Source organism: Ancylobacter terrae (genome assembly GCF_045108345.1).
In the GTDB taxonomy this organism is placed as follows: Bacteria; Pseudomonadota; Alphaproteobacteria; order Rhizobiales; family Xanthobacteraceae; genus Ancylobacter.
This window is the reverse complement of sequence record NZ_JBJGXH010000001.1, coordinates 568,255-589,404: the sequence shown is the minus strand read 5'-3', so window position 1 is coordinate 589,404 and position 21,150 is coordinate 568,255. Positions and strand designations below refer to the sequence as shown.

21 protein-coding genes and 1 pseudogene are annotated in these 21,150 nt (G+C 69.6%); 14 read left to right on the top strand and 8 right to left on the bottom strand.

Annotated features, from left to right (window positions below):
• Window positions 1-54: 54 nt before the first annotated feature.
• On the top strand, window positions 55-936 hold the full coding sequence (locus tag ACEUEL_RS02745; protein ID WP_405701916.1) for a LysR family transcriptional regulator: 882 nt from the start codon (window positions 55-57) through the stop codon (window positions 934-936).
• A pseudogene (locus tag ACEUEL_RS02740) lies at window positions 899-1,090 on the top strand (hydantoinase B/oxoprolinase family protein); the annotation flags it as partial. The gene ACEUEL_RS02745 and the pseudogene ACEUEL_RS02740, both read left to right, overlap by 38 nt.
• Before the next feature lie 138 nt (window positions 1,091-1,228).
• On the opposite strand, the gene ACEUEL_RS02735 reads toward ACEUEL_RS02740, so the two are convergent.
• Entirely contained in the window at window positions 1,229-1,894 is a 666-nt protein-coding gene (locus ACEUEL_RS02735) for a GntR family transcriptional regulator (protein ID WP_405701915.1), read from the bottom strand.
• 155 nt (window positions 1,895-2,049) lie between these two features.
• Between ACEUEL_RS02735 and ACEUEL_RS02730 the strand changes: the two genes are divergently transcribed.
• Window positions 2,050-3,417 (top strand): malonyl-CoA decarboxylase, encoded by a 1,368-nt coding sequence (locus tag ACEUEL_RS02730; RefSeq protein ID WP_405701913.1) that lies wholly within the window; start codon window positions 2,050-2,052, stop codon window positions 3,415-3,417.
• 8 nt (window positions 3,418-3,425) lie between these two features.
• Window positions 3,426-4,958, top strand: a complete 1,533-nt coding sequence (locus tag ACEUEL_RS02725) for a malonate--CoA ligase (RefSeq protein ID WP_405701910.1) — start codon at window positions 3,426-3,428, stop codon at window positions 4,956-4,958.
• 300 nt (window positions 4,959-5,258) lie between these two features.
• Here the strand turns inward: ACEUEL_RS02725 and ACEUEL_RS02720 are convergent, their stop codons facing one another.
• Window positions 5,259-5,615 (bottom strand): hypothetical protein, encoded by a 357-nt coding sequence (locus ACEUEL_RS02720; RefSeq protein WP_405701909.1) that lies wholly within the window; start codon window positions 5,613-5,615, stop codon window positions 5,259-5,261.
• Here ACEUEL_RS02720 and ACEUEL_RS02715 point away from each other — a divergent pair.
• Window positions 5,614-6,711: an RluA family pseudouridine synthase gene (locus ACEUEL_RS02715; protein WP_405701907.1), complete on the top strand. Its 1,098-nt coding sequence runs from the start codon at window positions 5,614-5,616 to the stop codon at window positions 6,709-6,711. The two genes, ACEUEL_RS02720 and ACEUEL_RS02715, sit on opposite strands and share 2 nt — an antisense overlap.
• A gap of 123 nt (window positions 6,712-6,834) precedes the next feature.
• Complete coding sequence (rpoH, locus tag ACEUEL_RS02710; RefSeq protein WP_405701904.1) at window positions 6,835-7,743, top strand: RNA polymerase sigma factor RpoH; 909 nt, start codon at window positions 6,835-6,837, stop codon at window positions 7,741-7,743.
• Between the two features lie 91 nt (window positions 7,744-7,834).
• On the opposite strand, the gene ACEUEL_RS02705 is transcribed toward rpoH, so the two are convergent.
• Both ACEUEL_RS02705 and ACEUEL_RS02700 read right to left on the bottom strand, forming a co-directional pair.
• Window positions 7,835-9,385, bottom strand: coding sequence for a hypothetical protein (locus tag ACEUEL_RS02705; protein ID WP_405701902.1), 1,551 nt, complete (start codon window positions 9,383-9,385; stop codon window positions 7,835-7,837).
• A gap of 49 nt (window positions 9,386-9,434) precedes the next feature.
• Window positions 9,435-10,730: an adenylosuccinate synthase gene (locus ACEUEL_RS02700; protein ID WP_405701899.1), complete on the bottom strand. Its 1,296-nt coding sequence runs from the start codon at window positions 10,728-10,730 to the stop codon at window positions 9,435-9,437.
• A gap of 285 nt (window positions 10,731-11,015) precedes the next feature.
• Between ACEUEL_RS02700 and ACEUEL_RS02695 the strand changes: the two genes are divergently transcribed.
• On the top strand, window positions 11,016-11,912 hold the full coding sequence (locus tag ACEUEL_RS02695) for a VOC family protein (protein ID WP_405701897.1): 897 nt from the start codon (window positions 11,016-11,018) through the stop codon (window positions 11,910-11,912).
• Window positions 11,913-12,054: 142 nt separating this feature from the next.
• Entirely contained in the window at window positions 12,055-12,975 is a 921-nt protein-coding gene (locus ACEUEL_RS02690; RefSeq protein ID WP_405701894.1) for a DMT family transporter, read from the top strand.
• On the opposite strand, the gene ACEUEL_RS02685 is transcribed toward ACEUEL_RS02690, so the two are convergent.
• Window positions 12,953-13,795, bottom strand: a complete 843-nt coding sequence (locus tag ACEUEL_RS02685) for a GNAT family N-acetyltransferase (RefSeq protein WP_405701892.1) — start codon at window positions 13,793-13,795, stop codon at window positions 12,953-12,955. The genes ACEUEL_RS02690 and ACEUEL_RS02685 overlap by 23 nt on opposite strands.
• 36 nt (window positions 13,796-13,831) lie before the next feature.
• On the opposite strand from ACEUEL_RS02685, the gene ACEUEL_RS02680 reads away from it, so the two are divergent.
• On the top strand, window positions 13,832-14,254 hold the full coding sequence (locus tag ACEUEL_RS02680; RefSeq protein ID WP_405701891.1) for an ion channel: 423 nt from the start codon (window positions 13,832-13,834) through the stop codon (window positions 14,252-14,254).
• 22 nt (window positions 14,255-14,276) lie between these two features.
• Here ACEUEL_RS02680 and ACEUEL_RS02675 read toward each other — a convergent pair whose 3' ends face one another.
• Together ACEUEL_RS02675 and puuE are read right to left on the bottom strand one after the other, a co-directional pair.
• Window positions 14,277-14,660: an META domain-containing protein gene (locus ACEUEL_RS02675; RefSeq protein ID WP_405701889.1), complete on the bottom strand. Its 384-nt coding sequence runs from the start codon at window positions 14,658-14,660 to the stop codon at window positions 14,277-14,279.
• 57 nt (window positions 14,661-14,717) lie between these two features.
• Window positions 14,718-15,641: an allantoinase PuuE gene (gene puuE, locus ACEUEL_RS02670; RefSeq protein ID WP_405701887.1), complete on the bottom strand. Its 924-nt coding sequence runs from the start codon at window positions 15,639-15,641 to the stop codon at window positions 14,718-14,720.
• Window positions 15,642-15,821: 180 nt separating this feature from the next.
• Between puuE and eda the strand changes: the two genes are divergently transcribed.
• The 4 genes from eda to ACEUEL_RS02650 all read left to right on the top strand — a co-directional run bounded on the left by eda (window position 15,822) and on the right by ACEUEL_RS02650 (window position 19,253).
• On the top strand, window positions 15,822-16,469 hold the full coding sequence (gene eda, locus ACEUEL_RS02665; protein WP_405701886.1) for a bifunctional 4-hydroxy-2-oxoglutarate aldolase/2-dehydro-3-deoxy-phosphogluconate aldolase: 648 nt from the start codon (window positions 15,822-15,824) through the stop codon (window positions 16,467-16,469).
• An 86-nt stretch (window positions 16,470-16,555) separates the two neighbouring features.
• Window positions 16,556-17,329 (top strand): tellurite resistance TerB family protein, encoded by a 774-nt coding sequence (locus ACEUEL_RS02660; protein ID WP_405701883.1) that lies wholly within the window; start codon window positions 16,556-16,558, stop codon window positions 17,327-17,329.
• Window positions 17,330-17,527: 198 nt separating this feature from the next.
• Window positions 17,528-18,355, top strand: coding sequence for an outer membrane protein (locus ACEUEL_RS02655; protein WP_405701881.1), 828 nt, complete (start codon window positions 17,528-17,530; stop codon window positions 18,353-18,355).
• Window positions 18,356-18,536: 181 nt separating this feature from the next.
• The gene (locus ACEUEL_RS02650; protein ID WP_405701878.1) at window positions 18,537-19,253 is read left to right on the top strand and encodes an outer membrane protein; all 717 of its coding nucleotides are present in this window, start codon (window positions 18,537-18,539) and stop codon (window positions 19,251-19,253) included.
• Between the two features lie 105 nt (window positions 19,254-19,358).
• Here the strand turns inward: ACEUEL_RS02650 and ACEUEL_RS02645 are convergent, their stop codons facing one another.
• Window positions 19,359-19,739 (bottom strand): twin-arginine translocation signal domain-containing protein, encoded by a 381-nt coding sequence (locus ACEUEL_RS02645; RefSeq protein WP_405701876.1) that lies wholly within the window; start codon window positions 19,737-19,739, stop codon window positions 19,359-19,361.
• A gap of 190 nt (window positions 19,740-19,929) precedes the next feature.
• Between ACEUEL_RS02645 and ACEUEL_RS02640 the strand changes: the two genes are divergently transcribed.
• Window positions 19,930-21,105 (top strand): phosphoserine transaminase, encoded by a 1,176-nt coding sequence (locus tag ACEUEL_RS02640; protein ID WP_405701874.1) that lies wholly within the window; start codon window positions 19,930-19,932, stop codon window positions 21,103-21,105.
• Window positions 21,106-21,150 lie beyond the last annotated feature (45 nt).

Genomic DNA, 21,150 nt, shown 5'->3' with positions numbered 1-21,150 from the left:
AGGGATGAGGATAATCTGCTGGAATTCAGCAACACTGTTTGACTGGAACGAACAATGGATCGACTGGACGCCATGCGTCTGTTCACCCGTGTCGTCGAGCGCCGCAGCTTCACCGATGCGGCGCATGACCTCGGTGTCCCGCGCTCGACCGCGACGCAGGTGATCCGCCAACTCGAGGAGCGCCTGGGTGTCCGGCTCCTGCAGCGCACGACCCGGACAGTGGGGGCGACGCTGGACGGCGAGGCCTACTACCGGCGCTGTCTCGCCATCCTCGACGACATCGAGGACGCCGAGGGTGCATTCAGCGGTGCCATCCCCAGAGGGATGCTCCGCGTCGAGGTGCAGGGAACGCTCGCCCGCCATTTCGTGATGCCGGGAATCCCGGACTTCATGGCCCGCTATCCCGGCATCGAGATCGCGATGAGCGAGAGCGACCGCTGGGTCGACGTCGTGCGCGAAGGCGTCGATTGCGTGTTGCGATATGGCGCGCTGCCCGACAGCGACCTGGTCGCGCGAACAATCGCGCAATTGCCCCGCATCACCTGCGCGGCACCATCCTATCTCGACCGCTTCGGGCGGCCTGGCTCACTCGATGAACTGACCGGCCACCAGATGGTCGGCCTCCGCTCCATCACCACCGGCATGCTGGCACCGTTCGAGTTCGAGCGCCGGGACGGTACGACTGCGATCGAACTTCCCGCCCCCCTGACCGTCACCGGCACGGAGAGCTTTCTCGATGGCGTCCTTCTCGGGCTCGGCCTGGCCCAGATGCCGCTCTTCCACGTCGAGCGGCATCTTGATGCCGGGCGACTGGAACGGGTACTCCCCGACCACCCGCTCGCCAGCGGGCAGGTCTCCGTCCTGTACCCCCGCAATCGGCAGCTCTCTCCGCGCGTGCGTGTGTTCATCGACTGGATTGTCGGGCGGTTCGTCTAGCTCCGGCGATACCGGCGGTGCCGGCCGCTTCCGCAGCGGCGTCGGTCTGGTGCGGGAATATGGCGCGCTGGCCGACCAACTCTCGCTTTCCGTGCGGGCCGACCAGCGGGACTTTCCACCCCACGGGCTCGACGGCGGCCGCCCCGGCGCGACGGGAACCCTGGTCGGCGGCGCGATAGCGATCCCGAGGAGCGCTCTCCATCCCGCAGTGTGGGGGGCCGGTGCCCATCTCCGCACCCCCTCGCCGGGCATCGGGAATCGAGCAGCGGCGGCCGCACGGGCCAGCGTCGACCTAATCCGCCGTCAGGGCTTCTTCCTGGAGGGCAGCCAGCAGCGACATGAAACGCTCGCCCTGGACCAGGACATGGGCGCGGATCCGCTCCGCCGCCCCCGCGCCATCGCCGGCGAGCAGCGCCGCGAGGATGGCCTCATGCTCGGCAAGCGACGCCGCCATGCGGCGCGGCACCTTCAACTGGAGGCGCCGATAGGGTTGCAGCGCGGTCTGCAGGCGCACCGCCTCGGCGCGGAGCACCCGGTTGCCGGTGGCCGTATAGATCGCCCGGTGGAACTGCGCATTGGCGGGGTAATAGGCGTCGTCATCGCCCGCGGCGACCGCCTGCTGGCAGGCGACATGCGCCTCGCTGATCGCGGCACGGTCGGCCGGACCCATCCGCTGCGCCGCGAGGCGCGCGCAGGACGCCTCGATCTCCGCCATCAACTCGAAGGATTCGATGAGTTCGCGCGGGCCGAGCAGCGTCACATAGGCCCCGCGCCGGGGGCGCATCTCCACCAGCCCCGAGGCGGCCAGCTGGATGAGCGCCTCGCGGATCGGCGTGCGCGACACACGGAAACGCTCGACGAGACCCGCCTCGTCGAGCCGTTGCCCCGGCCGCAGCCGGCCCGCGACGATGTCGTCCTCGAGCGCTTCGCGAAGCCTCGGCGTCTGGTCACCACGCACGGCATACCTCCCAGCGAAGAAAGCCACTTTCCGTGTTACAATGCAAGTGAGGCTGTCTTGTATACTTGATCGTTGACTTTCAATGCAGACGAGGCTTCATTGCAGAGGGGCGCGCTCCGGCGTGGCCCGGGAAGAACTCCACCGCTGGAATCACCATGGCATCCAACACGTCCTTCGTGGCAGATCTGCTGGGCTCCATCGCCGAGCGCGGACGCACCCTGCTCGACCGCTCGCACCGGGTGAGCGGAGCGACGCGGGTGGAGACGCTGGCGGCGCGGTGCGAGACACTGCTGTCCGGGCGGGGCGAAGCCTCCGGCGTCGCCCTCGCCGCCGATATCCTCGATCGCTACGCGCATCTGAAGACCGGCGAGGCGATCGCGTTCTTCGAGGTGCTGGCCGAGAAATTCGGCCCCGATCCGGAACGGCTGGCCGCGGCGATCGAGGCCTACGGGAAGAACGGCGCGACGGCCGCCGCCGACCTGCACCGGGCCAGCGAGCCGCGACGGCAGGAACTCTTCCGGCGCTTCAACCTTGCACCGGGCGGCACCCTCGCACTGGTGCGCATGCGCGAGCAGCTGATGGAGGCGATGGTCCGCCGGCGCGACCTCGCCGAGGTCGACCGCGATTTCGCGCACCTGTTCGCCTCCTGGTTCAACCGCGGCTTCCTGGTGCTCAAGCGCATCGACTGGTCGACGCCGGCCAATGTGCTGGAGAAGATCATCCGCTACGAGGCCGTGCACGCCATCCGCGACTGGGACGACCTGCGCGCCCGCGTGGACTCGCCCGATCGGCGCTGCTACGCCTTCTTTCACCCGGCCCTGGTGGACGAGCCGCTGATCTTCGTCGAAGTGGCGCTGATGCAGGAGACGCCCGGCGCCATCGTCCCGATCCTCGACCCGGCCCGTCGGGTCTTGCGGCCGCAGGACGCCACCACGGCGGTCTTCTATTCCATCTCCAACTGCCAGAAGGGCCTTGCCGGCGTTTCCTTCGGCCATTTCCTCATCAAGCAGGTTCTGGAGGAAATTGCGCGCGAGCTGCCCTCTCTGACCACCTTCGTCACCCTCTCCCCGGTGCCCGGCTTCCGCCGCTGGCTGGAGGCCGAGCGGCGGGCCGAGCAGAGCCTCGTCCTGTCCGCCGCCGACCGCCAGGCACTGGAGGCGCTGGACACGCCGGACTGGGCGGAGAGCCCCGAGGCGCGCAAGGCACTGGCGGCGGTGCTCGCCCCCATCGCCGCCTATTACTTCCTCGCCGCCCGCACGGCGAAAGGAGCGCCGGTCGACCCGGTCGCCCGCTTCCATCTCGGCAATGGCGCGCGGCTGGAGCGCATCAACCCGATGGGCGACCTCTCGGCCAAGGGCCTCGCTGAGGCCGCCGGCGTGATGGTGAACTACCGCTACACGCCTGCCGATATCGAGAAGAACCACGAAGCCTTTGCCGGTAAGGGCGAGATCGTCGCGAGCGCACCCGTGCGCAAGTTGCTGAAGGTCGATCCCGCCTCCCGCGTCCCTGTTCCCGTCACGTGAAAAGCATCATGTCCGACAATCACCTCTTCGCCGCCCTGACCGGCGGCGCCCCCTCGCCCGACAAGCCGCTCGCCCTGCTGGCGGACGGGACCAGCGTGACCTATGGCGACTTCTTCGCCCTTTCCGCGCGCCTCGCGGGCCTGCTGGTCGCGCGCGGCGTCAAGCCGGGCGATCGGGTGGCGGTGCAGGTCGAGAAATCCTGGCCCTCCCTCGCCCTCTACCTCGCGGCGGTGCGGGCCGGCGCCGTCTACCTGCCGCTCAACACGGCCTATACCCCCAATGAGGTGCGCTACTTTCTCGGCGATGCCGAGCCGGCGCTGTTCGTCTGCCGGCCGGAGGATGCCACGGAGAGCCGCGCGCTGGCGGGCGAGTTCGGCGTGAGGGCCGTGGAGACGCTGGACGCCGAGGGCGCGGGTTCGCTGATGGACGCGGCCGCCAACTTTCCGCCGGCCTTCGACGACGTGCCGCGCGAGCCGGACGACCTGGCCGCCATCCTCTACACCTCCGGCACCACCGGCCGCGCCAAGGGTGCCATGCTCAGCCACGGCAACCTGCTGTCCAACGTCAGCGTGCTCAAGGATTACTGGCGCTTCACCGACGCCGACGTGCTGATCCACGCCTTGCCGCTGTTCCACACCCACGGCCTGTTCGTGGCGGCCAACATCGTCCTGCTGAGCGGGGCGTCGATGTTCTTCCGCGCGAAGTTCGACCCGCGCGAGGCGATCGACCTGATGGACCGGGCAACCTGCCTGATGGGCGTGCCCACCTTCTACACGCGCCTGCTCGACCAGCCGGGGCTGACCCGCGAGGCGACACGCCACATGCGCCTGTTCGTCTCCGGCTCCGCGCCGCTGCTCGAGGAGACGCACCGCGCGTTTCGCGAGCGCACCGGGCACGCCATCCTCGAACGCTACGGCATGACCGAGACCTGCATGAACACCTCGAACCCCTATGAGGGCGAGCGGGTCGCCGGCACCGTCGGCTTTCCCCTTCCCGGTGTGTCGATCCGGATCACCGATCCCACCACCGGCACCGAACACGCGGCCGGCGAGATCGGCATGGTGGAGGTGAAGGGCCCGAACGTGACCAAGGGCTACTGGCGCATGCCGGAGAAAACCGTCAGCGAGTTCCACGACGGCTACTTCATCACCGGCGATCTCGGCCGGATCGACGCACGCGGCTATCTCAGCATCGTCGGCCGCGGCAAGGATCTCGTCATCACCGGCGGGTTCAACGTCTACCCGAAGGAGGTCGAGGGCGAGATCGACGCCATCGACGGCGTGGTGGAAAGCGCCATCATCGGCCTGCCCCATCCCGACTTCGGCGAGGGCGTCACCGCCGTGGTCGTCGCCCATAAGGACGCGGGCTTGACCGAGCAGGCCATTCTCCACGCGCTCGAAGGCCGGCTGGCGAAGTTCAAGCAGCCCAAGCGGGTCTTCTTCGTCGATGAACTACCGCGCAACACGATGGGCAAGGTGCAGAAGAACGTTCTGCGCGACAGCTACAAGGACATCTACCGCGCGAGCGCGCACTCCGGCTGATCCGTACCGATTCGCTTGGGCTCCGGCCCCGCCACAGCGCTCGGCCGCGAGGACGGACGCGCGGGGCCGAGGAGTATCCCGGCCTCGACCTGCGCGTCCACGATCACCCCAGCCGGTCGCCGAACGGCGCCGCGTGCTGGAAATCCCCCACCTTCAGCTGATTCCGGTCGTGGACGGCAGGCAAAGCGCGGCATTCCCGCCGGCCCGGCACCGCAATCCGTCACCGCGATGCTCGCGCTCTCCCCGCCGACCGGGCGGCAGCGGCAGCGGCCCGCGCTGAGCCGGCGCGGCCGTCGGCGATCAGGGCTCGCTGGCGTAGCGGATGACACCGCGCGGCTTGAAGCCGGCCGCCTCGAACAGGCGGGTTTCCACCGCGCCGTTGCGCTCGATGGTGACGGCGAGCAGGTCGCCGTTCGGCACCGCCGAGATCACCCGGGCGCCGGCGGGCAGCGTCAGCGTGCCGTCGATCATCGCTGGCGCGCTTTTCGATCCGGCGGTCATCTTGTATCCGATGGCCCCGAACACGGCCAGAAAACCGAGCGCCATGATCAGGCCGGAGAACATCGCGAAGCCGCGCAGCTTGCGCAGCACGCGCTCCTGGGCCGGATTCAGTTTTTCCTCGGCTCGATCGTCGTCGGGAGGAGCAATATTGAGCATGGCGGAAGACACCGGCGAATGGATGGACGAGGCGGACGACGACGCCCTCCCCGATGACGGCTTGGCCGGCACGCCCCTCGTGATCCGGACGGACGCGGCAGACGGCGGCCAGCGCCTCGACCGGGTGCTGGCGCGACACCTGCCGCAAATCAGCCGCACCCGGCTGCAGGCGCTGATCGCGACCGGGCACCTGGTGCACCTCGAGGGCGCAACAGCGGAGCCGGCCGGCGACGGGCGGACCATAGGCAGCGGCTCGGTGCGGGTCAATTCCGGCGAGACCTACCGGCTGCGGCTGCCCCCGCCGGAGCCGGCCGAGCCGTTGCCGCAGGCCATCCCGCTCGACATCGTATATGAGGACGATCATCTGCTGGTCGTCGACAAGCCGGCCGGCATGGTGGTTCACCCCGCTCCCGGCAATCCGGAGGGAACGCTGGTCAACGCGCTGCTGCACCATTGCGGCGCGAGCCTCTCGGGGATCGGCGGCGTGCGCCGCCCCGGCATCGTCCATCGGCTCGACAAGGACACCTCGGGCCTGCTCGTCGTCGCCAAGAACGACCGCGCGCATAAGGGGCTCGCCGCCCAGTTCGCCGACCACGGCCGCACCGGGCCGCTGGAGCGGGCCTATCGCGCCTTCGTCTGGGATGTGCCGGGCCTGCCGAGCGGCACGGTGGACGCCCCTCTCGACCGCCACCCGGTCTCGCGCGAGCGGATGGCGGTGCGCAAGGGCGGGCGCTTCGCCATCACCCACTGGGAGCGGCTCGAAACCTTTCCCGATGCGCAGGGTCGCCCGGTGGCCAGCCTCGTCGAGTGCCGGCTGGAGACCGGCCGCACCCACCAGATCCGCGTCCACATGGCCCATATCGGCCATCCGCTGATGGGCGACGAAGTCTATGCCACCGGCCACCGCACCAAGGCGGCCCGGCTCGCCCCCGCCCCGCGGGAGGCGCTCGCGGCGCTGGGGCGGCAGGCCCTGCACGCCGCGGTGCTCGGCTTCGAGCACCCGGTGAGCGGCGAAACCCTGCGTTTCGAAAGCGCCCTGCCGCCCGACCTCGCCCGCCTCCAGGCGGCGTTTACGCAATCCGTAAACGAAACGTGACCGTATAGCTGTTGTGCTTTCGCGTTCGATGTCCGTTGCTGTACACTGAATGACGCGGTTGGCATCTCGCGGCCGCGCAACGGTCGCCCGGATGGGGACCGATGGGAGAGAAAGGGGCGCTTCATGGCCCGTTCAACAGTGATGTCGATACCCTCGGCCGAGGGCGGCCTCAGCCGCTATCTGGACGAGATCCGCCGGTTCCCCATGCTGGAGCCGCAGGAAGAATATATGCTCGCCAAGCGCTGGCGCGAGCATGATGACCCGCAAGCCGCTGAAAAGCTCGTCACCAGCCATCTGCGGCTCGTGGCCAAGATCGCCATGGGCTATCGCGGCTATGGCCTGCCGATCTCCGAGGTGATCTCGGAGGGCAATGTCGGCCTGATGCAGGCGGTGAAGCGGTTCGAGCCCGACAAGGGCTTCCGCCTCGCCACCTATGCCATGTGGTGGATCAAGGCCTCGATCCAGGAATACATCCTGCGCTCGTGGAGCCTCGTGAAGATGGGCACCACGGCCGCGCAGAAGAAGCTGTTCTTCAACCTGCGCAAGGCCAAGAGCCAGATTTCCGCGCTGGAGGACGGCGACCTGCGTCCCGACCAGGTCAAGCAGATCGCCACCAAACTCGGCGTCGCCGAGCAGGAGGTGATCGACATGAACCGCCGCCTGTCGGGCGACGCCTCCCTCAACGCGCCGCTGCGCGGCGACACGGAGGGCAGCGGCGAGTGGCAGGACTGGCTGGCGGATGACCGCGACGATCAGGAATCCGTGCTCGCCGAGCATGAGGAACTGGACAACCGGCGCAGCGCCCTCTCCGGCGCGCTGTCGGTGCTGAACGACCGTGAGCGCCGCATCTTCGAGGCGCGCCGCCTGACCGACGATCCGATGACGCTGGAGGATCTCGCCGCCGAGTTCGGCGTGTCCCGCGAGCGTGTTCGCCAGATCGAGGTGCGCGCCTTCGAAAAGGTGCAGAAGGCGGTGATCGACCGGGTCAACGCCATGGAGGCGCCCGAGCGGGAGGCCCTGCCGGTGGCCTGAACGCTTCCGGGCCGGGCCGCTGCGCGTAGTCTATGAACGCAAAAGGCGCAGCTCGCGGGCTGCGCCTTTTTCTATGGGGTGAATCCAGAGGCTATTGCGGCTGCGCCGGCGGTTCGGGCGGCAGCGGCAGGCCCCAGGCGGCGTAGGCGTCGCGGAACACCTTGTCGCCCGGCACGCCCTTCTCGACCACGAGAATGCCGCGCCGGCCATTGCCGAATACCAGCGGCAGGTCGAGCCAGTTGCGGGTCAGCATCAGCCCGAGATTGCGGTTGCGCTCGGCGTCGAGCGCGGACAGGCCGATCAGGAAGAAGGTCGGCGCCACCCGCACCGCGAGGCCCGAAAGCGGCACGCCCTGCGCCGCCTCGGACGCCTTCGCACGCATGCCGGGGATGCTGGCGACGCTGCCGAGGGCGAAGTTCGCGGGCAGGTCGAACTGCAGCTCGATGATGTGCGAGGCCGGCAGGCTGGCGTCCTGATTGCGCCGGATATTGATGACGACCTTCATCTCCCGGTCGGGGATCTCGACGCTCGCCCGGATGCCGACATCGGCCGGCTGGCCGTCGGCGGGACGCACCGTCTCGGCGCTCCACAGCACCGTGCCGACGAACTGCTGCAGACCCTGCTGGCCGCCCGGGCTCTCCTCGAACAGCACGGCGCGCTGGGCGACGGCAGCGACCGGACCGCCCGCCTGCGGGCTGGGAGCTTCCGCGCGCCGGCTCGGATCGCTGGGGACCTGGGCGATGCGGTCGGTGGATTTGGGCACGTCGGGCGCGGGAGCATGCGCGACACCCGGCATCGATGTCGGCGCGGAGGTGCTCATGCGGAAGTCGCGGATCATGGCGACCACGGCATCGCGCTGGAGATAGCCGACGCCGGCCGCGCCGCCGATCGCGAGAGCGATGAGCGCCAGCACGATCAGCCGACCCCAGCGGCGCCCGCCGTTCTCGCCCTCCGCCCGGGCCGCGGCCGCGGCGCGCTGCCGCTCGGAGCGGCTGCTGGTCTCGCGGGGCGGCTCGGGATAGCTCTCCGGCCGCGCCCGGATGTCGGTGCGGGGAGATGCTGGCGCCAGCGGCTCGGACAGCCCGGCATCGTCGGACGGCCGCGCCGGGGCCACCCGCTCCTCGCGCCGTTCGGACCCCGGCACGGCAACCCGCGCACTCGCCGCAGGCGCGGGTGGGGCGGATGCCGCGGGCGGCGACGGAGGAGGCGCGGCAGCGGGTGCCGGAGACGCCGCGGGTGCCGGAGACGCGGCGGGCGACGCGGGAGGCGCCGGCGCGCGCGGAGGCGGCGGCGAGGCCGGAGGCGGAACCGGAACCGGAGGCCGGCTTGATGCCGCGGGAGGCGGCGGCGGCGCCGGCGGACGGCTGGAAACGGGCGGCGATGCCGGGGGCGGCGGGGCGACCGGCGCGGGCGCCGTCTCCGGCGGCAGTTCGTTGCCGTGCTCCGCCTCGATCCGGCGCACCGCGTCGTCGAGCGCCTGCCGCTCGCGGGCGATGTCCGCCTCCGGCAGCGCCGGCTGGGCGTTGCGCAGCTGCGCCATCAGGGCCGATCGGGCGCGCTCATAGACGGCGCGGCGGGTTTCCCGGTTGTTGCCGGGAAGCGAGGAGATGGCGCGTGCCAGAAGCGGGTAGTAATCGGCCATTACACTCGGGATCGGGGCGTGGGATCGGCATCGGCGCCGACGGGAATGATCAGGGCTCGAACGGGTTCTGCACGAGGATGGTATCGTCCCGCTCGGGGCTGGTGGAGAGAAGCGCGACCGGGCAGCCGATCAGCTCCTCGATCCGGCGGACATATTTAACGGCCTCCGCCGGCAGGTCCACCCAGGAACGGGCGCCTGCCGTCGAACCCGACCAGCCCTCGATCGTCTCGTAGATCGGCTCGACGCGCGCCTGCGCATCCTGCCCGGCCGGGAAATAGTCGATCTCGCGCCCGTCGAGCCGGTAGCGCGTGCACACCTTGATCGCGTCCAGCCCGTCGAGCACGTCGAGCTTTGTCAGCGCGATGCCGTTGATGCCGCTGGTGCGGACCGTCTGGCGCACCAGCACCGCGTCGAACCAGCCGCAGCGCCGCGCCCGGCCGGTGACCGTGCCGAACTCGCGGCCGCGCTCGCCGAGCCGCTGGCCGACCGCATCCGAAAGCTCGCTCGGGAACGGCCCCTCGCCGACCCGCGTCGTATAGGCCTTGGTGATGCCGAGCACATAGTCGACCGCGCTGGGACCAAGGCCCGACCCCGTAGCCGCCTGCGCCGCCACCGTGTTGGACGAGGTCACGAACGGATAGGTGCCGTGGTCGACATCGAGCAGCGCGCCCTGCGCACCCTCGAACAGGATCTTCGAGCCCGCCCGGCGCTCGTCGTCGAGCAGCGCCCAGACGCGGTCCATATAGGGCAGCACCTGCGGCGCAAGGCCGAGCAGTTCGGATTGCAGCGCCTTGCCGTCGACCTCGTCGAGGCCGAGCCCGCGCCGCAGCGCGTTGTGATGGGTCAGCAGCCGCTCGATCTTGTCGGCGAGCGTGGCGGGATGGGCGAGATCGACCAGCCGCAGCGCGCGGCGGCCCACCTTGTCCTCGTATGCGGGCCCGATGCCGCGCTTGGTCGTGCCGATTCGCGTGGTGCTCGACGCCGCATTCTCGCGGATCGCGTCGAGTTCGCGGTGCAGCGGCAGGATCAGCGTGACGTTCTCGGCGATGCGCAGACGCTCGGGCGAAACGTCGATGCCCTGCCCGCGGATGCGCGCGATCTCGTCGATCAGCGCCTGCGGGTCCAGCACCACGCCGTTGCCGATCACCGACAGGCGGGCACCGCGCACGAGGCCCGAGGGCAGGAGCGAAAGCTTGTAGGTGACATTGCCCACGACCAGCGTATGGCCGGCATTGTGGCCACCCTGGAATCGCACCACCACGTCGGCCTGCTCGCTGAGCCAGTCGACGATCTTGCCCTTACCCTCGTCGCCCCACTGGGAACCGACGACGACCACGTTCGCCACGCGAGAAGCTCCGTAATTGCCGCTCCGGGTCCGGCCGCATCAGCGCCGCCCCGACAGAACAAGCCCCGGCGAAGCAGGTCGACCGGGGCGGCAACCGTCTTAAGGGATCGATCCGGGCGAGGCAAGGAATTGTCCCCTGCCCGCCGGCCCGCCCGCGCCGGAGGCGGATCGCCGCAGGCGGCCGGCACGGCGATGGAACTTTGCACGATTGCAAATGTATCGCCGATCGAACGGGAGTATCTTGCAGCAGATTGAAACCTGCCGATGTTTCCGGGAGACTGCGCCATGACCGCCCAGCCGCAACTCGCCACCCCCCTCGCCGCTTCCGCCGCGGTGCTGCCGGATGGGCTCGCGCTGGGTCCGGTGCGGCTGCGCGTGCGCGACCGGGAACGCTCCCTCGCCTTTTACACCGGCGTGATCGGCCTCGCCGATCTCGGCGGCACAGACGGTGTCCTGCGCCTCGGCGCCGGCGGCCGGGTGCTCATCGAACTCGAGGTGGCGCCCGATGCCCCGCCCGCCCGGCGCGGCGACACCGGCCTGTTCCATGTCGCCATATTGGTGCCGGACCGGGCGGCGCTCGCCGCCGTCGTCCAGCGCTTCGTCCGGCTCGGCGCGCGCTTCGGCGCCTCCGACCATCTTGTCAGCGAGGCGCTCTATATCGACGACCCCGATGGCAACGGCCTCGAAATCTACCGCGACCGCTCCCGCGACGAATGGGAATGGCAGGGCACCAGCATCCACATGGAGACGCTTCAGCTCGATCTGCGCTCGGTTCTGAAGGACCTGCCCCCCGGCACGCCCGTCGAGACGCCGATGCCGTCCGGCACGACGATCGGTCACGTTCATCTCAAGGTCGGCGACCTCGAGACCGCGCGCCGCTTCTATGTGGAACGTCTCGGCTTCGCCCTGACCACCGACCGCTATTCCGGCGCCCTCTTCGTCGCCGCCGGGGGCTATCACCACCATCTCGGGCTGAACGTCTGGGAGAGCCGCGGGCGCGGGCCGGCCGCGGCGGGGCGCACGGGCCTGGTACACTACCGGATCGACCTCCCCGACGCCGCCGCGGTCGAGGCCCTGCGAGCCCGCCTCGTCGAGGTCGGCGAAGCGCCCGCCACCATCCCGGGCGGCTTTGCCATCCGCGATCCCTGGGGAACCACCGCGCATGTGGTGGCGCAGGGCTGAAGCAGATCCATTCCGAGGCCGCGCGGCGGACGGACACCGTCGGTCCGCGGCCCGGCCAAGGGCGCATTGACCGCCGCCGCGGCGATGCCTAGACCGTTCGCGCGCGAACGATCGTCGCGCGCCGGTCCGTGAAGGGCGCCCGATGTTCCGCCGCCTGCTTGACGCCCCCTATGTGCTGCTCAGCTTCACCTCGCTGTTCTGGTCGGGCAACATCGTGCTCGGCCGCCATGTCGCCGGACAGGTGCCGCCGATTGCGCTGGCGTGGTTCCGCTGGACGCTCGCGTTCCTGATCCTGCTGCCGTTCACGCATCGCTATCTGCGGCAGGACTGGCCGATCATCCGGCGGAACATGGGGGTTCTCACCCTGCTCTCGCTGTCGGGCATCACCCTCTACAACACCATCTATTATTACGGCCTGCAGTTCAGCCCGGCGATCAACGGGCTGCTGATGACCTCGACCGGACCGCTGCTGATCGCCGCCTGGTCCTTCGTGCTGCTCGGCGACAAGCTCGCGCTCGGCCAGGCGATCGGCATCCTCCTGTCGCTGTGCGGGGTCGTCACCATCATCTGCCGCGGCGATCTCGCCGTGCTCGCCGGCATCGACTTCAACCTCGGCGACGTGCTGTTCTTCACGGCCATGGTGCTCTACGCCTTCTATTCGGCGCTTCTGGCCCGGCGACCGAAGATGAGCCGCTACGGCTTCCTCGCCTTCTCGCTGGGCTGGGGAGCGGCGATGCTCACGCCCGCCTTCGTCTGGGAGCGGATCGCGGGCCCGCCGCTGCATTTCGATGCGCTGACGCTGGCCTCCTTCGCCTATGTCTCGGTCTTCGCCTCGGTGCTCGCCTATCTGTTCTTCAACCGCGGCGTGGAACTGGTCGGCCCGAATCGCGCGGCGCCGTTCTTCCACCTGATGCCGGTGTTCGGCTCGGTGCTGGCGATCCTGTTCCTCGGCGAGAAGCCGCACCTCTATCACGCGGTCGGCTACGCGCTGGTGCTCGCCGGCGTCGCCACCGCGACGCTGATGGCGCGCCGCCCGCCGGTCACCCCAACTCGAAGCTCGTGACGCCGTAGAGGCGGTCCAGCGCCACCGGCCGGACCGGTCCGGTATACATCCGCGCCGTCTCGAACACCGGCGCGAGGCCGGCCCGCGCCGCCAGCGCCAGCGCCGCCGCGTTCGGCTCGGGCACGTCGAGCACGATGTCGCCCCCGCCGATGGCGGCGACGAGCGCGGCGAACACCTCCTGTGCCGCCGCGTCGTCTGCCGCGACCAGCGGGCCGATCTTGAACCCCGCCCGCGCCGGCCGGATGACCCCCCAGCCGGCGAGCCGACCGTCCCGCAGCAGAGCGCGCCCGGCATGCCCCGGCGCGCCGATCCAGGCCCGCAGGAACGCGGCGCGCGCGGCGGGGAAGATCGCGGCGTCGCTCGCCTCGATCGCCGCGAAGGGCACGTCCGGAAGCGGCACGCAGCCTCCCGTCGCGCCGATTGCTGCGACCCTGCCGGCAAAGCGGATATTGCGGTAGGCAAGGGCAAATCCCGCCTTGGCGTAGTTCCCCTGCTGCGCCAGCACGCCGTCGAGCCCGACGGTGCGGCTCCCGGCATGCGCGAGCCCCGCCCGCCACAGCCTCCAGCCGATGCCGCGTCCGCGCAGATCCGGGCGCACGATGTAGAAGCCCAGGAACGCGAAGGACGGGTCGTAGTTGACCACCGAGATCGTTGCCGCGGCTTCGCCCGAAAGCTCCGCGACAAGGAAACCCTCCGGATCGACGGTGCCGAAGCAGGCGGCGTCCGACAGCCCCGGATTCCATCCCTCCCGCGCCGCCCATTCCAGCGCGAGCGGGATTTCATTGACGGCAAGCGGACGGATGCGAACAGCTTCACTCATGGCATCCACGCCGAATCATCCAGACAGGGAGCGCTCATGATCGGCGAGCTTCTCTCCGGCATCACCATGAATCTCCTGGTCATGCTGGTCCATGTCGCGGCCACGCTGGCGCTGATGCACATCACCGACTGGCTGATACCGACGCCCTCGCACCTGCCCTCGCGCAAGCGCCACGTGCTGCTGATGATGATCTCGGTGGCGGTGATGCTCTGCGCCCACCTGACCGAGGTCGGCCTGTGGAGCGGCGTCTACTGGGCGACCGGCATCGTGCCGAACGCCTATGACGCCTATTATTCCGCCTTCAATACCTACACCGCCCTCGGCCTCGGCCATGCGGTCGAGCGCGACGAATGGCGCCTGCTGGAGCCCATGACGGCGGTGAGCGGCATCCTCATGTTCGGCTGGACCACCGCCATCCTCATCGCCTCGCTCCAGCGCGGCGCCCGGCACAATTTCTGACGGCCGCGCCGATCCTCGCGCCTCAGTTCGCCGTACCGAAAACGGCGAGCGTGGCGCCGAGCTGGTTGAGCAGGCGCAGCTTGCCGTCGATCACCGACCAGCGCCGCGCGGCGGCGAGCACCTCGTAGAAGGTCTGCTCCTGGGTCATCAGCGCCGGCGGGCACATCATCCGCGTGCCGGCCACGATATCGAAGCGCACCGTGTCACCTTCGATCGCCGCCGCCGTGCGGTAGCGGTTGCAGCCGCCCGAGCCCGCCACCTGCCCGTCGGGCAGGAATTCCAGCGTGGTCTGCGCATTGTCGATGACGCCGCGCCCGCGCAGGTCCTCGGCGAGCCATTTCCCGGTCGGCGCAGCCTCCGTCGCCACCGCCGGCAGTGCCGCGGCGGTCCACATGGCCGCCAGCATGACGGCTATCCCGACGCTGCGCCGGACGCGCCGCTTCCCGCTCATGAGAACTCCCCGTTACGGCTTGTGGGTGGCGTGCCAGTGCCGCGCGATGTCGATGCGCCGGGTGATCCACACCCGGTCGTGCTTCGCCACGTGGTCGAGGAAGCGCATCAGCCCGACGATCCGCCCCGGCCGGCCGACGAGGCGGCAGTGCAGGCCGATGGAGAGCATCTTCGGCGCCTCCGCCCCCTCCGCGTAGAGCGCATCGAAGCTGTCGCGCAGATAGGCGAAGAACTGGTCGCCGGAATTGAAGCCCTGCGCGATGGCGAAGCGCATGTCGTTGGAATCGAGCGTGTAGGGAATGGTGAGATGCGGCCCGCGCGGCCCCTCCACCCAATAGGGCAAATCGTCGGCATAGCTGTCCGAATCATAGAGGAAACCGCCATCCTCCATCACGATGCGGCGCGAATGCTCCGAGGTGCGCCCCCAGTACCAGCCGAGCGGACGCTCTCCGGTCACTTCGGTGTGGATGCGCATCGCCTCGTCGAACTGCGCCTTCTCGGCGGCATAGCCGAGGTCGCGGTTGTCGATCCATTTGAGGCCGTGGCTGGCGATCTCCCAGTCCGCCTCCTGCATCGCCGCGACCGCCTCCGGGTTGCGCATCAGCGCCGTGGCGACGCCATAGACCGTCACCGGCAGGTTGCGCCGGGTGAACAGCCGCCACAGCCGCCAGAAGCCGGCGCGCGAGCCGTATTCGTAGATCGACTCCATGTTCATGTGGCGCTGGCCGGGCCAAGCCTGCGCGCCGACGATCTCGGAGAGAAACGCCTCCGAGGCGGCGTCGCCGTGCAGGATGCAGTTCTCGCCGCCCTCCTCGTAGTTCAGCACGAACTGCAGCGCGATCCGCGCGCCGCCCGGCCATTTCGGGTCGGGCGGGGTGCGGCCATAGCCGACGAGGTCGCGGGGATAGGGGGAATCGAGGCGGAACGGCGTGCTCATGCCGGCAAGGCTAGTGCGCGCCCGCGCCGGAGGGAAGCACCCGCCGGCCCTGGCCCGGCCCCGCGACGTCGCGTCAGGCATGCACGCGGCGCCCTTCCGGCCGCGCGGCGCTGGCTATAGGGTCTAGCCTCGCTCCGGCTTCCGGCCGGCCCCGCCAATCCGTCGACCGATGGCCCGTTCATGTCGCTCCCCGATCCCAGCTATCTCCTCGCCCGCGCTCCCGTCGTTCCCGTCGTCACCGTCCCGAGCGTTTCGGCCGGCGTGAAAATGGCGAAGGCGCTGGTCGAGGGCGGCCTGCCGCTGATCGAGGTCACGCTGCGCACCCCCGCCGCGCTGGAGGCCATCGCCGCCATCGCCGCCGAGGTGCCGGAGGCCATCGTCGGCGCCGGCACGGTCACCCGCGTCGACCTGATCGAGAAGTCGATCGCCGCCGGCGCGCGCTATCTGGTGAGCCCCGGCATCACCCCGGCGCTGGCGGAAGCCTTCGCCGAGGCGCCGGTGCCGGTGCTGCCCGGCTGCGCGACCGCCTCCGAGGCGATGACGCTGCACGCCATGGGCTTTGCGGTGCTGAAGCTGTTTCCCGCCGAGGCGGTGGGCGGCGTCAACCTGCTGAAGTCGCTCGCCGGCCCGCTCCCGGACCTGCGCTTCTGCCCGACCGGGGGCATCGGCCCGAACAACGTCGCCACCTATCTCGCGCTCCCCAACATCCTCGCGGTCGGCGGCTCGTGGGTCGCGCCGAACGACGCCATCGCCAGCGGCGACTGGGCGCGCATCGTCGAGCTCTCGCGGGCCGCCGCGAAGCTGCCGCGGGCGTCCTTCCCGGGCTGAACGAGACGGCGCGCGCCCGCTTCACCTTGCGGAAGCGCCACGCGACCCCCAACTCCCGGCGGGGCGGCTCTCACCGGGATCGGATGATGTTCGACACGCGCAATTTCGACGCCAGGAAACTGCTGGATAGCTTCCTGACACCGCAGACGGGCGGCGGGACGCCCGCACCCTGGGGCGCGACGCCGCCCGGCCCCAGTGGCAAGGACGATCTCGTCGGCCGCGCCAAGGATTATCTGGCCGGCAATGGCGGCTCGCTCGCCGGCGGCGCCGCGGCAGGTGCGCTGGTCTCGCTGGTGCTGGGCTCCAAGGCCGGCCGCAAGCTCGGCAAGAACGCCGTGGCGCTGGGCGGCCTCGCGCTGGTCGGCACCCTCGCCTACAAGGCTTACCAGAACTACCAGGACCGCCAGCCCGCCGGTTCGGACGCGGCACCCGCTCCCGTTCCGGCGCAGCTACCGCCGCCCGAATCGCCCTTCAATCCGGCGCAGGCGCCGGGCGAGCTCCCGCGGACATTGGTGCGGACCATGATCGCCGCAGCGTTGGCGGACGGCCATGTCGACGCCGCCGAGCGGGCCGCCATCAGCGCGAAACTGGGCGAGCAGGTCGGCGCCGGCGGTCTCGGCGAGGCCGAGCGCTTCCTGGCCGCGGAACTCGCCAGCCCCGCCCGCGTCGAGGATATCGCCGGCGCCGTCACCTCTCCCGAAGAGGCGGCGGAAGTCTACGTCGCCGCTCTTCTCGCCATCGATCCCGATTCGATCGCCGAGCGCGCCTTCCTCGCCCGGCTCGCCACCGCCTTGCGGCTCGACCCGGCCCTCACGCCGCATCTGGAAGCGGCGGCACGCTCCGCCAGGGCCACCGCCTGACGTCCCGCCCGGGGCGTAACTGTTGCGCCCCGGCCACGGTTCTGCCGCAAGGGAAGCAAAGGCGGCCACGCTCTTCGTAAACAATCGTGGTTAAGCGTTAAGGTTAAGCGCTCGTTAAATAATCGCTGCCAAGGTCGCTTCCGTGGAACAGCGTCGGCCGTGCGTGAGGGCGCGCCGACCGAATGGAAGGAACGCGACATGCGTGGTTTGATGATGTCGGCAATCGCCGGCCTTGCGGCGCTCGCCGCCCAGACCGGTGCCGGCCTCGCCGCCGACATGCCCGAACCGGTCTACAAGGCCCCTGAGATCCCCGTGGCGGTCGGCGGCTGGTACCTGCGCGGCGACATCGGCGTGAGCTGGCAGGACGTCGACAACCTCGTCAGCGTCGAGAACCAGTCCAACGATTTCATCTGGCTCGGCAAGAATTTCGACGCGGCGGCCATCCTCGGCGTCGGCGTGGGCTACAAGTTCAACGACTGGTTCCGGGCGGACGTCACCGGCGAGTACCGCGCCAAGTCGTCCTTCTCGGGCGTCGACACCTACGACTACTGGAACGGCGATGAATACATCGCCCGCACCAATCACTACACGGCCGACAAGCAGGAATGGGTGTTCCTCGCCAACGCCTATCTCGATCTCGGCACCTGGCACTCGATCACCCCCTTCGTCGGCGCGGGCATCGGCGCCGCCTCGGTCAAGGTCAGCAACTACAGCGACTGGGACCCGACGCCGGGCTATGAATCGCTGGCCTATGCCGGCTCTGATACCAAGTGGAACTTCGCCTGGGCGCTGTACGCCGGCCTCGCCTACCAGATCACGCCGACCTTCAGCGTCGAAGTCGCCTATCGCTACATCGACCTCGGCGATGGCCGCACCGCCGACGTGGTCGCCTCGGACGGCACCAACAACTACTACAACCCGGTCACCTTCGAGGACATCACCTCCCAGGATGTGAAGATCGGCTTCCGCTGGTTGTTCGGCGGCGGCAGCGATGCGGACGATTACCCGCCGGTCCGCAAATACTGATCGCGCCCATCCCGGATCGACGCGAACAATTCACGGCGCGCCTCGGCGCGCCGTTTCATTTATGATTACGAATTTCGAAGCGATTATTTGCTATTAGCAGTTTATTTACCATGAACGACCATCCTCCCGCTCACGACCTTCACCGCCCCGCGGCACTGATTCGATCGGGAGTGACCCCACCATGATGCCTCTGCGTTCCCTGCCGCTCGCCCTGATCGGTCTCCTCGCCCCGCTCGCCGCCGGGCTCGGCACCGCCCTCGCCGCCGACATGCCCGACGACATCGGCTATGCGCCCCCGCCCGGCGTGCAGGAATTCGGCTCCAACTGGTATCTGCGCGGCGATGTCGGCTATGTCGGCTACCAGCGCCCCTCGCTCGAGGTCGGCAACGAATACTGGTACGGCGTGCCGGTCGCGGGTCCCTCGGTCGACGACACCTGGTCGATCGGCGTCGGCTTCGGCGTGCATGTCACCGAATGGCTGCGCTTCGACGTCACCGCCGACTACCGCGCCGACACCGATTTCAACGGCACGGTGTACCCTTACGTGATCTCCGGCAGCTTCGACAGCTGGACCATCCTCGCCAACGCCTATCTCGACCTCGGCACCTGGAGCGGCTTCACCCCCTATCTCAGCGGCGGCATCGGCGCGGCGAGTATCGGGCCGAAGAACACCTCCGACGGCCTGGTGTTCCCGGATTTCGATGCGAGTTGGGGCTTCGCCTGGTCGGTCGGCGCCGGCGTCAGCTATGCCCTCGACCAGAACTGGTCCATCGATCTCGGCTATCGCTACGTGGCCGTCGACGACGCCGACTTCAACGACGCCGTCGGCAATTCGCTGCGCATCCGCGATCTCTCCTCCAACGAGATCCGCATCGGCGCGCGCTACCTGATCGACTGAGACCGTCGCCCTTCACGGCAAAAACATCACGACCCCCGGAGGCACCGCTTCCGGGGGTTTCTCATGGGGAACGTCGGGGGCGCCTAACCGGCGCCCCGGAGAGGCTTACCAGTAGCGCCAGCCGCAGCGGCGGAACGGACGGCCCCAGCGGTCCCAGGAGGTCCAGCAGACGCGGCGGCGTCCGCCCCACCAGCGGCCATTGTTCCAGTAGCGGCCGCGGCGCACATAGCGGCGGCGGCGGTAGTAGCGGCGGTTGCTGCGCCGGACCTGCCGGCGGCGGGCCTGCACGTCCTCCACCGCCGTCCCGTCCGGCGCCTCGCCATAGGTCGTCTCGGTCGATTCGTCCGGCTGCGCCATGCCGCGAAGCACGTCCAGCGGCGTGGCTTCCGCCGGCCCGGCCAGCCCGGCCAACGGGCCGAGCAGCGATACGCCGGCCGCCGCGGCCCCTGCGCCCCATAACCCCCGCAAGAACGATCTGCGATCCATCGTTTCCTCCGTCCTGCTTTCCCGGCAGGCGGTCACGCCCACCTTGGCGAAACGTCCAACGCGGCTGGCCCCGTTTGGTTCAATCGCGCGACGTTCACCCGGACTATTGCGGGCGACACCGGCTTCGGCTATATCCCGCGGCGGGACACCCCTCCCCAACGAGGGGCTTTCCATCTGAGAGGATGGCATCATGACGACGAACGCTCTGCCGGCGGCGAAGCCGGCGAATCCCAATTTTTCCTCGGGCCCCTGCGCCAAGCGTCCCGGCTGGACGCTGGATGGTCTGCGTGACGCGCCGCTCGGCCGCTCGCACCGCGCCAAGGTCGGCAAGGCGAAGCTGAAGCACGCCATCGACCTCACCCGGGAAGTCCTCGACGTCCCCGCGAACTACCGCATCGCCATCGTCCCGGCCTCCGACACCGGCGCGGTCGAGATGGCGCTGTGGTCGCTGCTCGGCGGCCGCCCGGTCGACATGCTCACCTGGGAGAGCTTCGGCGAAGGCTGGGTGACGGACGTCGTCAAGCAGCTCAAGCTCAAGGACGCCCGCGTCCTGAAAGCCCCCTATGGCGAGCTGCCCGATCTCGCCCAGGTAGATTTCGACCACGACGTGGTCTTCACCTGGAACGGCACCACCTCCGGCGTGCGCGTGCCGAACGCCGACTGGATCAAGGCCGATCGCGCCGGCCTCACCATCTGCGACGCCACCTCCGCCGCCTTCGCGCAGGACCTCGACTGGCAGAAGCTCGATGTCGTCACCTTCTCCTGGCAGAAGGTGCTGGGCGGCGAGGCCGCGCACGGCATGCTGATCCTGTCGCCGCGCGCGGTGGAGCGGCTTGAGAGCTACACCCCGGCCTGGCCGCTGCCCAAGCTGTTCCGCATGACCAAGGGCGGCAAGATCACCGAGGGCCTGTTCGAGGGCGAGACCATCAACACCCCCTCCATGCTCTGCGTCGAGGACTATATCGACGCGCTGGAATGGGCGAAGGCGCTCGGCGGCGGCAAGGCGCTGCAGGCCCGCTCCGACGCCAATTTCAAGGTGCTGGCGGACTGGGTGGCGAAGACCGCCTGGGTCGATTTCCTCGCCACCGTGCCGGAAACCCGCTCGAACACCTCGGTCTGCCTCGTGGTCGCCGATGCCGACGTGAAGGCGCTGCAGGCCGACCAGCAGGCGGGCGTCGCCAAGGCGATCGCCGCGGCGGTCGAGAAGGCCGGCGTCGCCTATGACATCGGCGCCTATCGCGACGCCCCCGCGGGCCTGCGCATCTGGGCCGGCGCCACCGTCGAGGCCGCCGATCTCGCCGCCCTGACGCACTGGCTCGACTGGGCCTTCGCGGAAGCCAAGGCCGGCCTCAAGCGCGCCGCCTGACCCGTTCCCTCCCCTCGCCGCCGACGCGAGGGGACGGCGAATGGG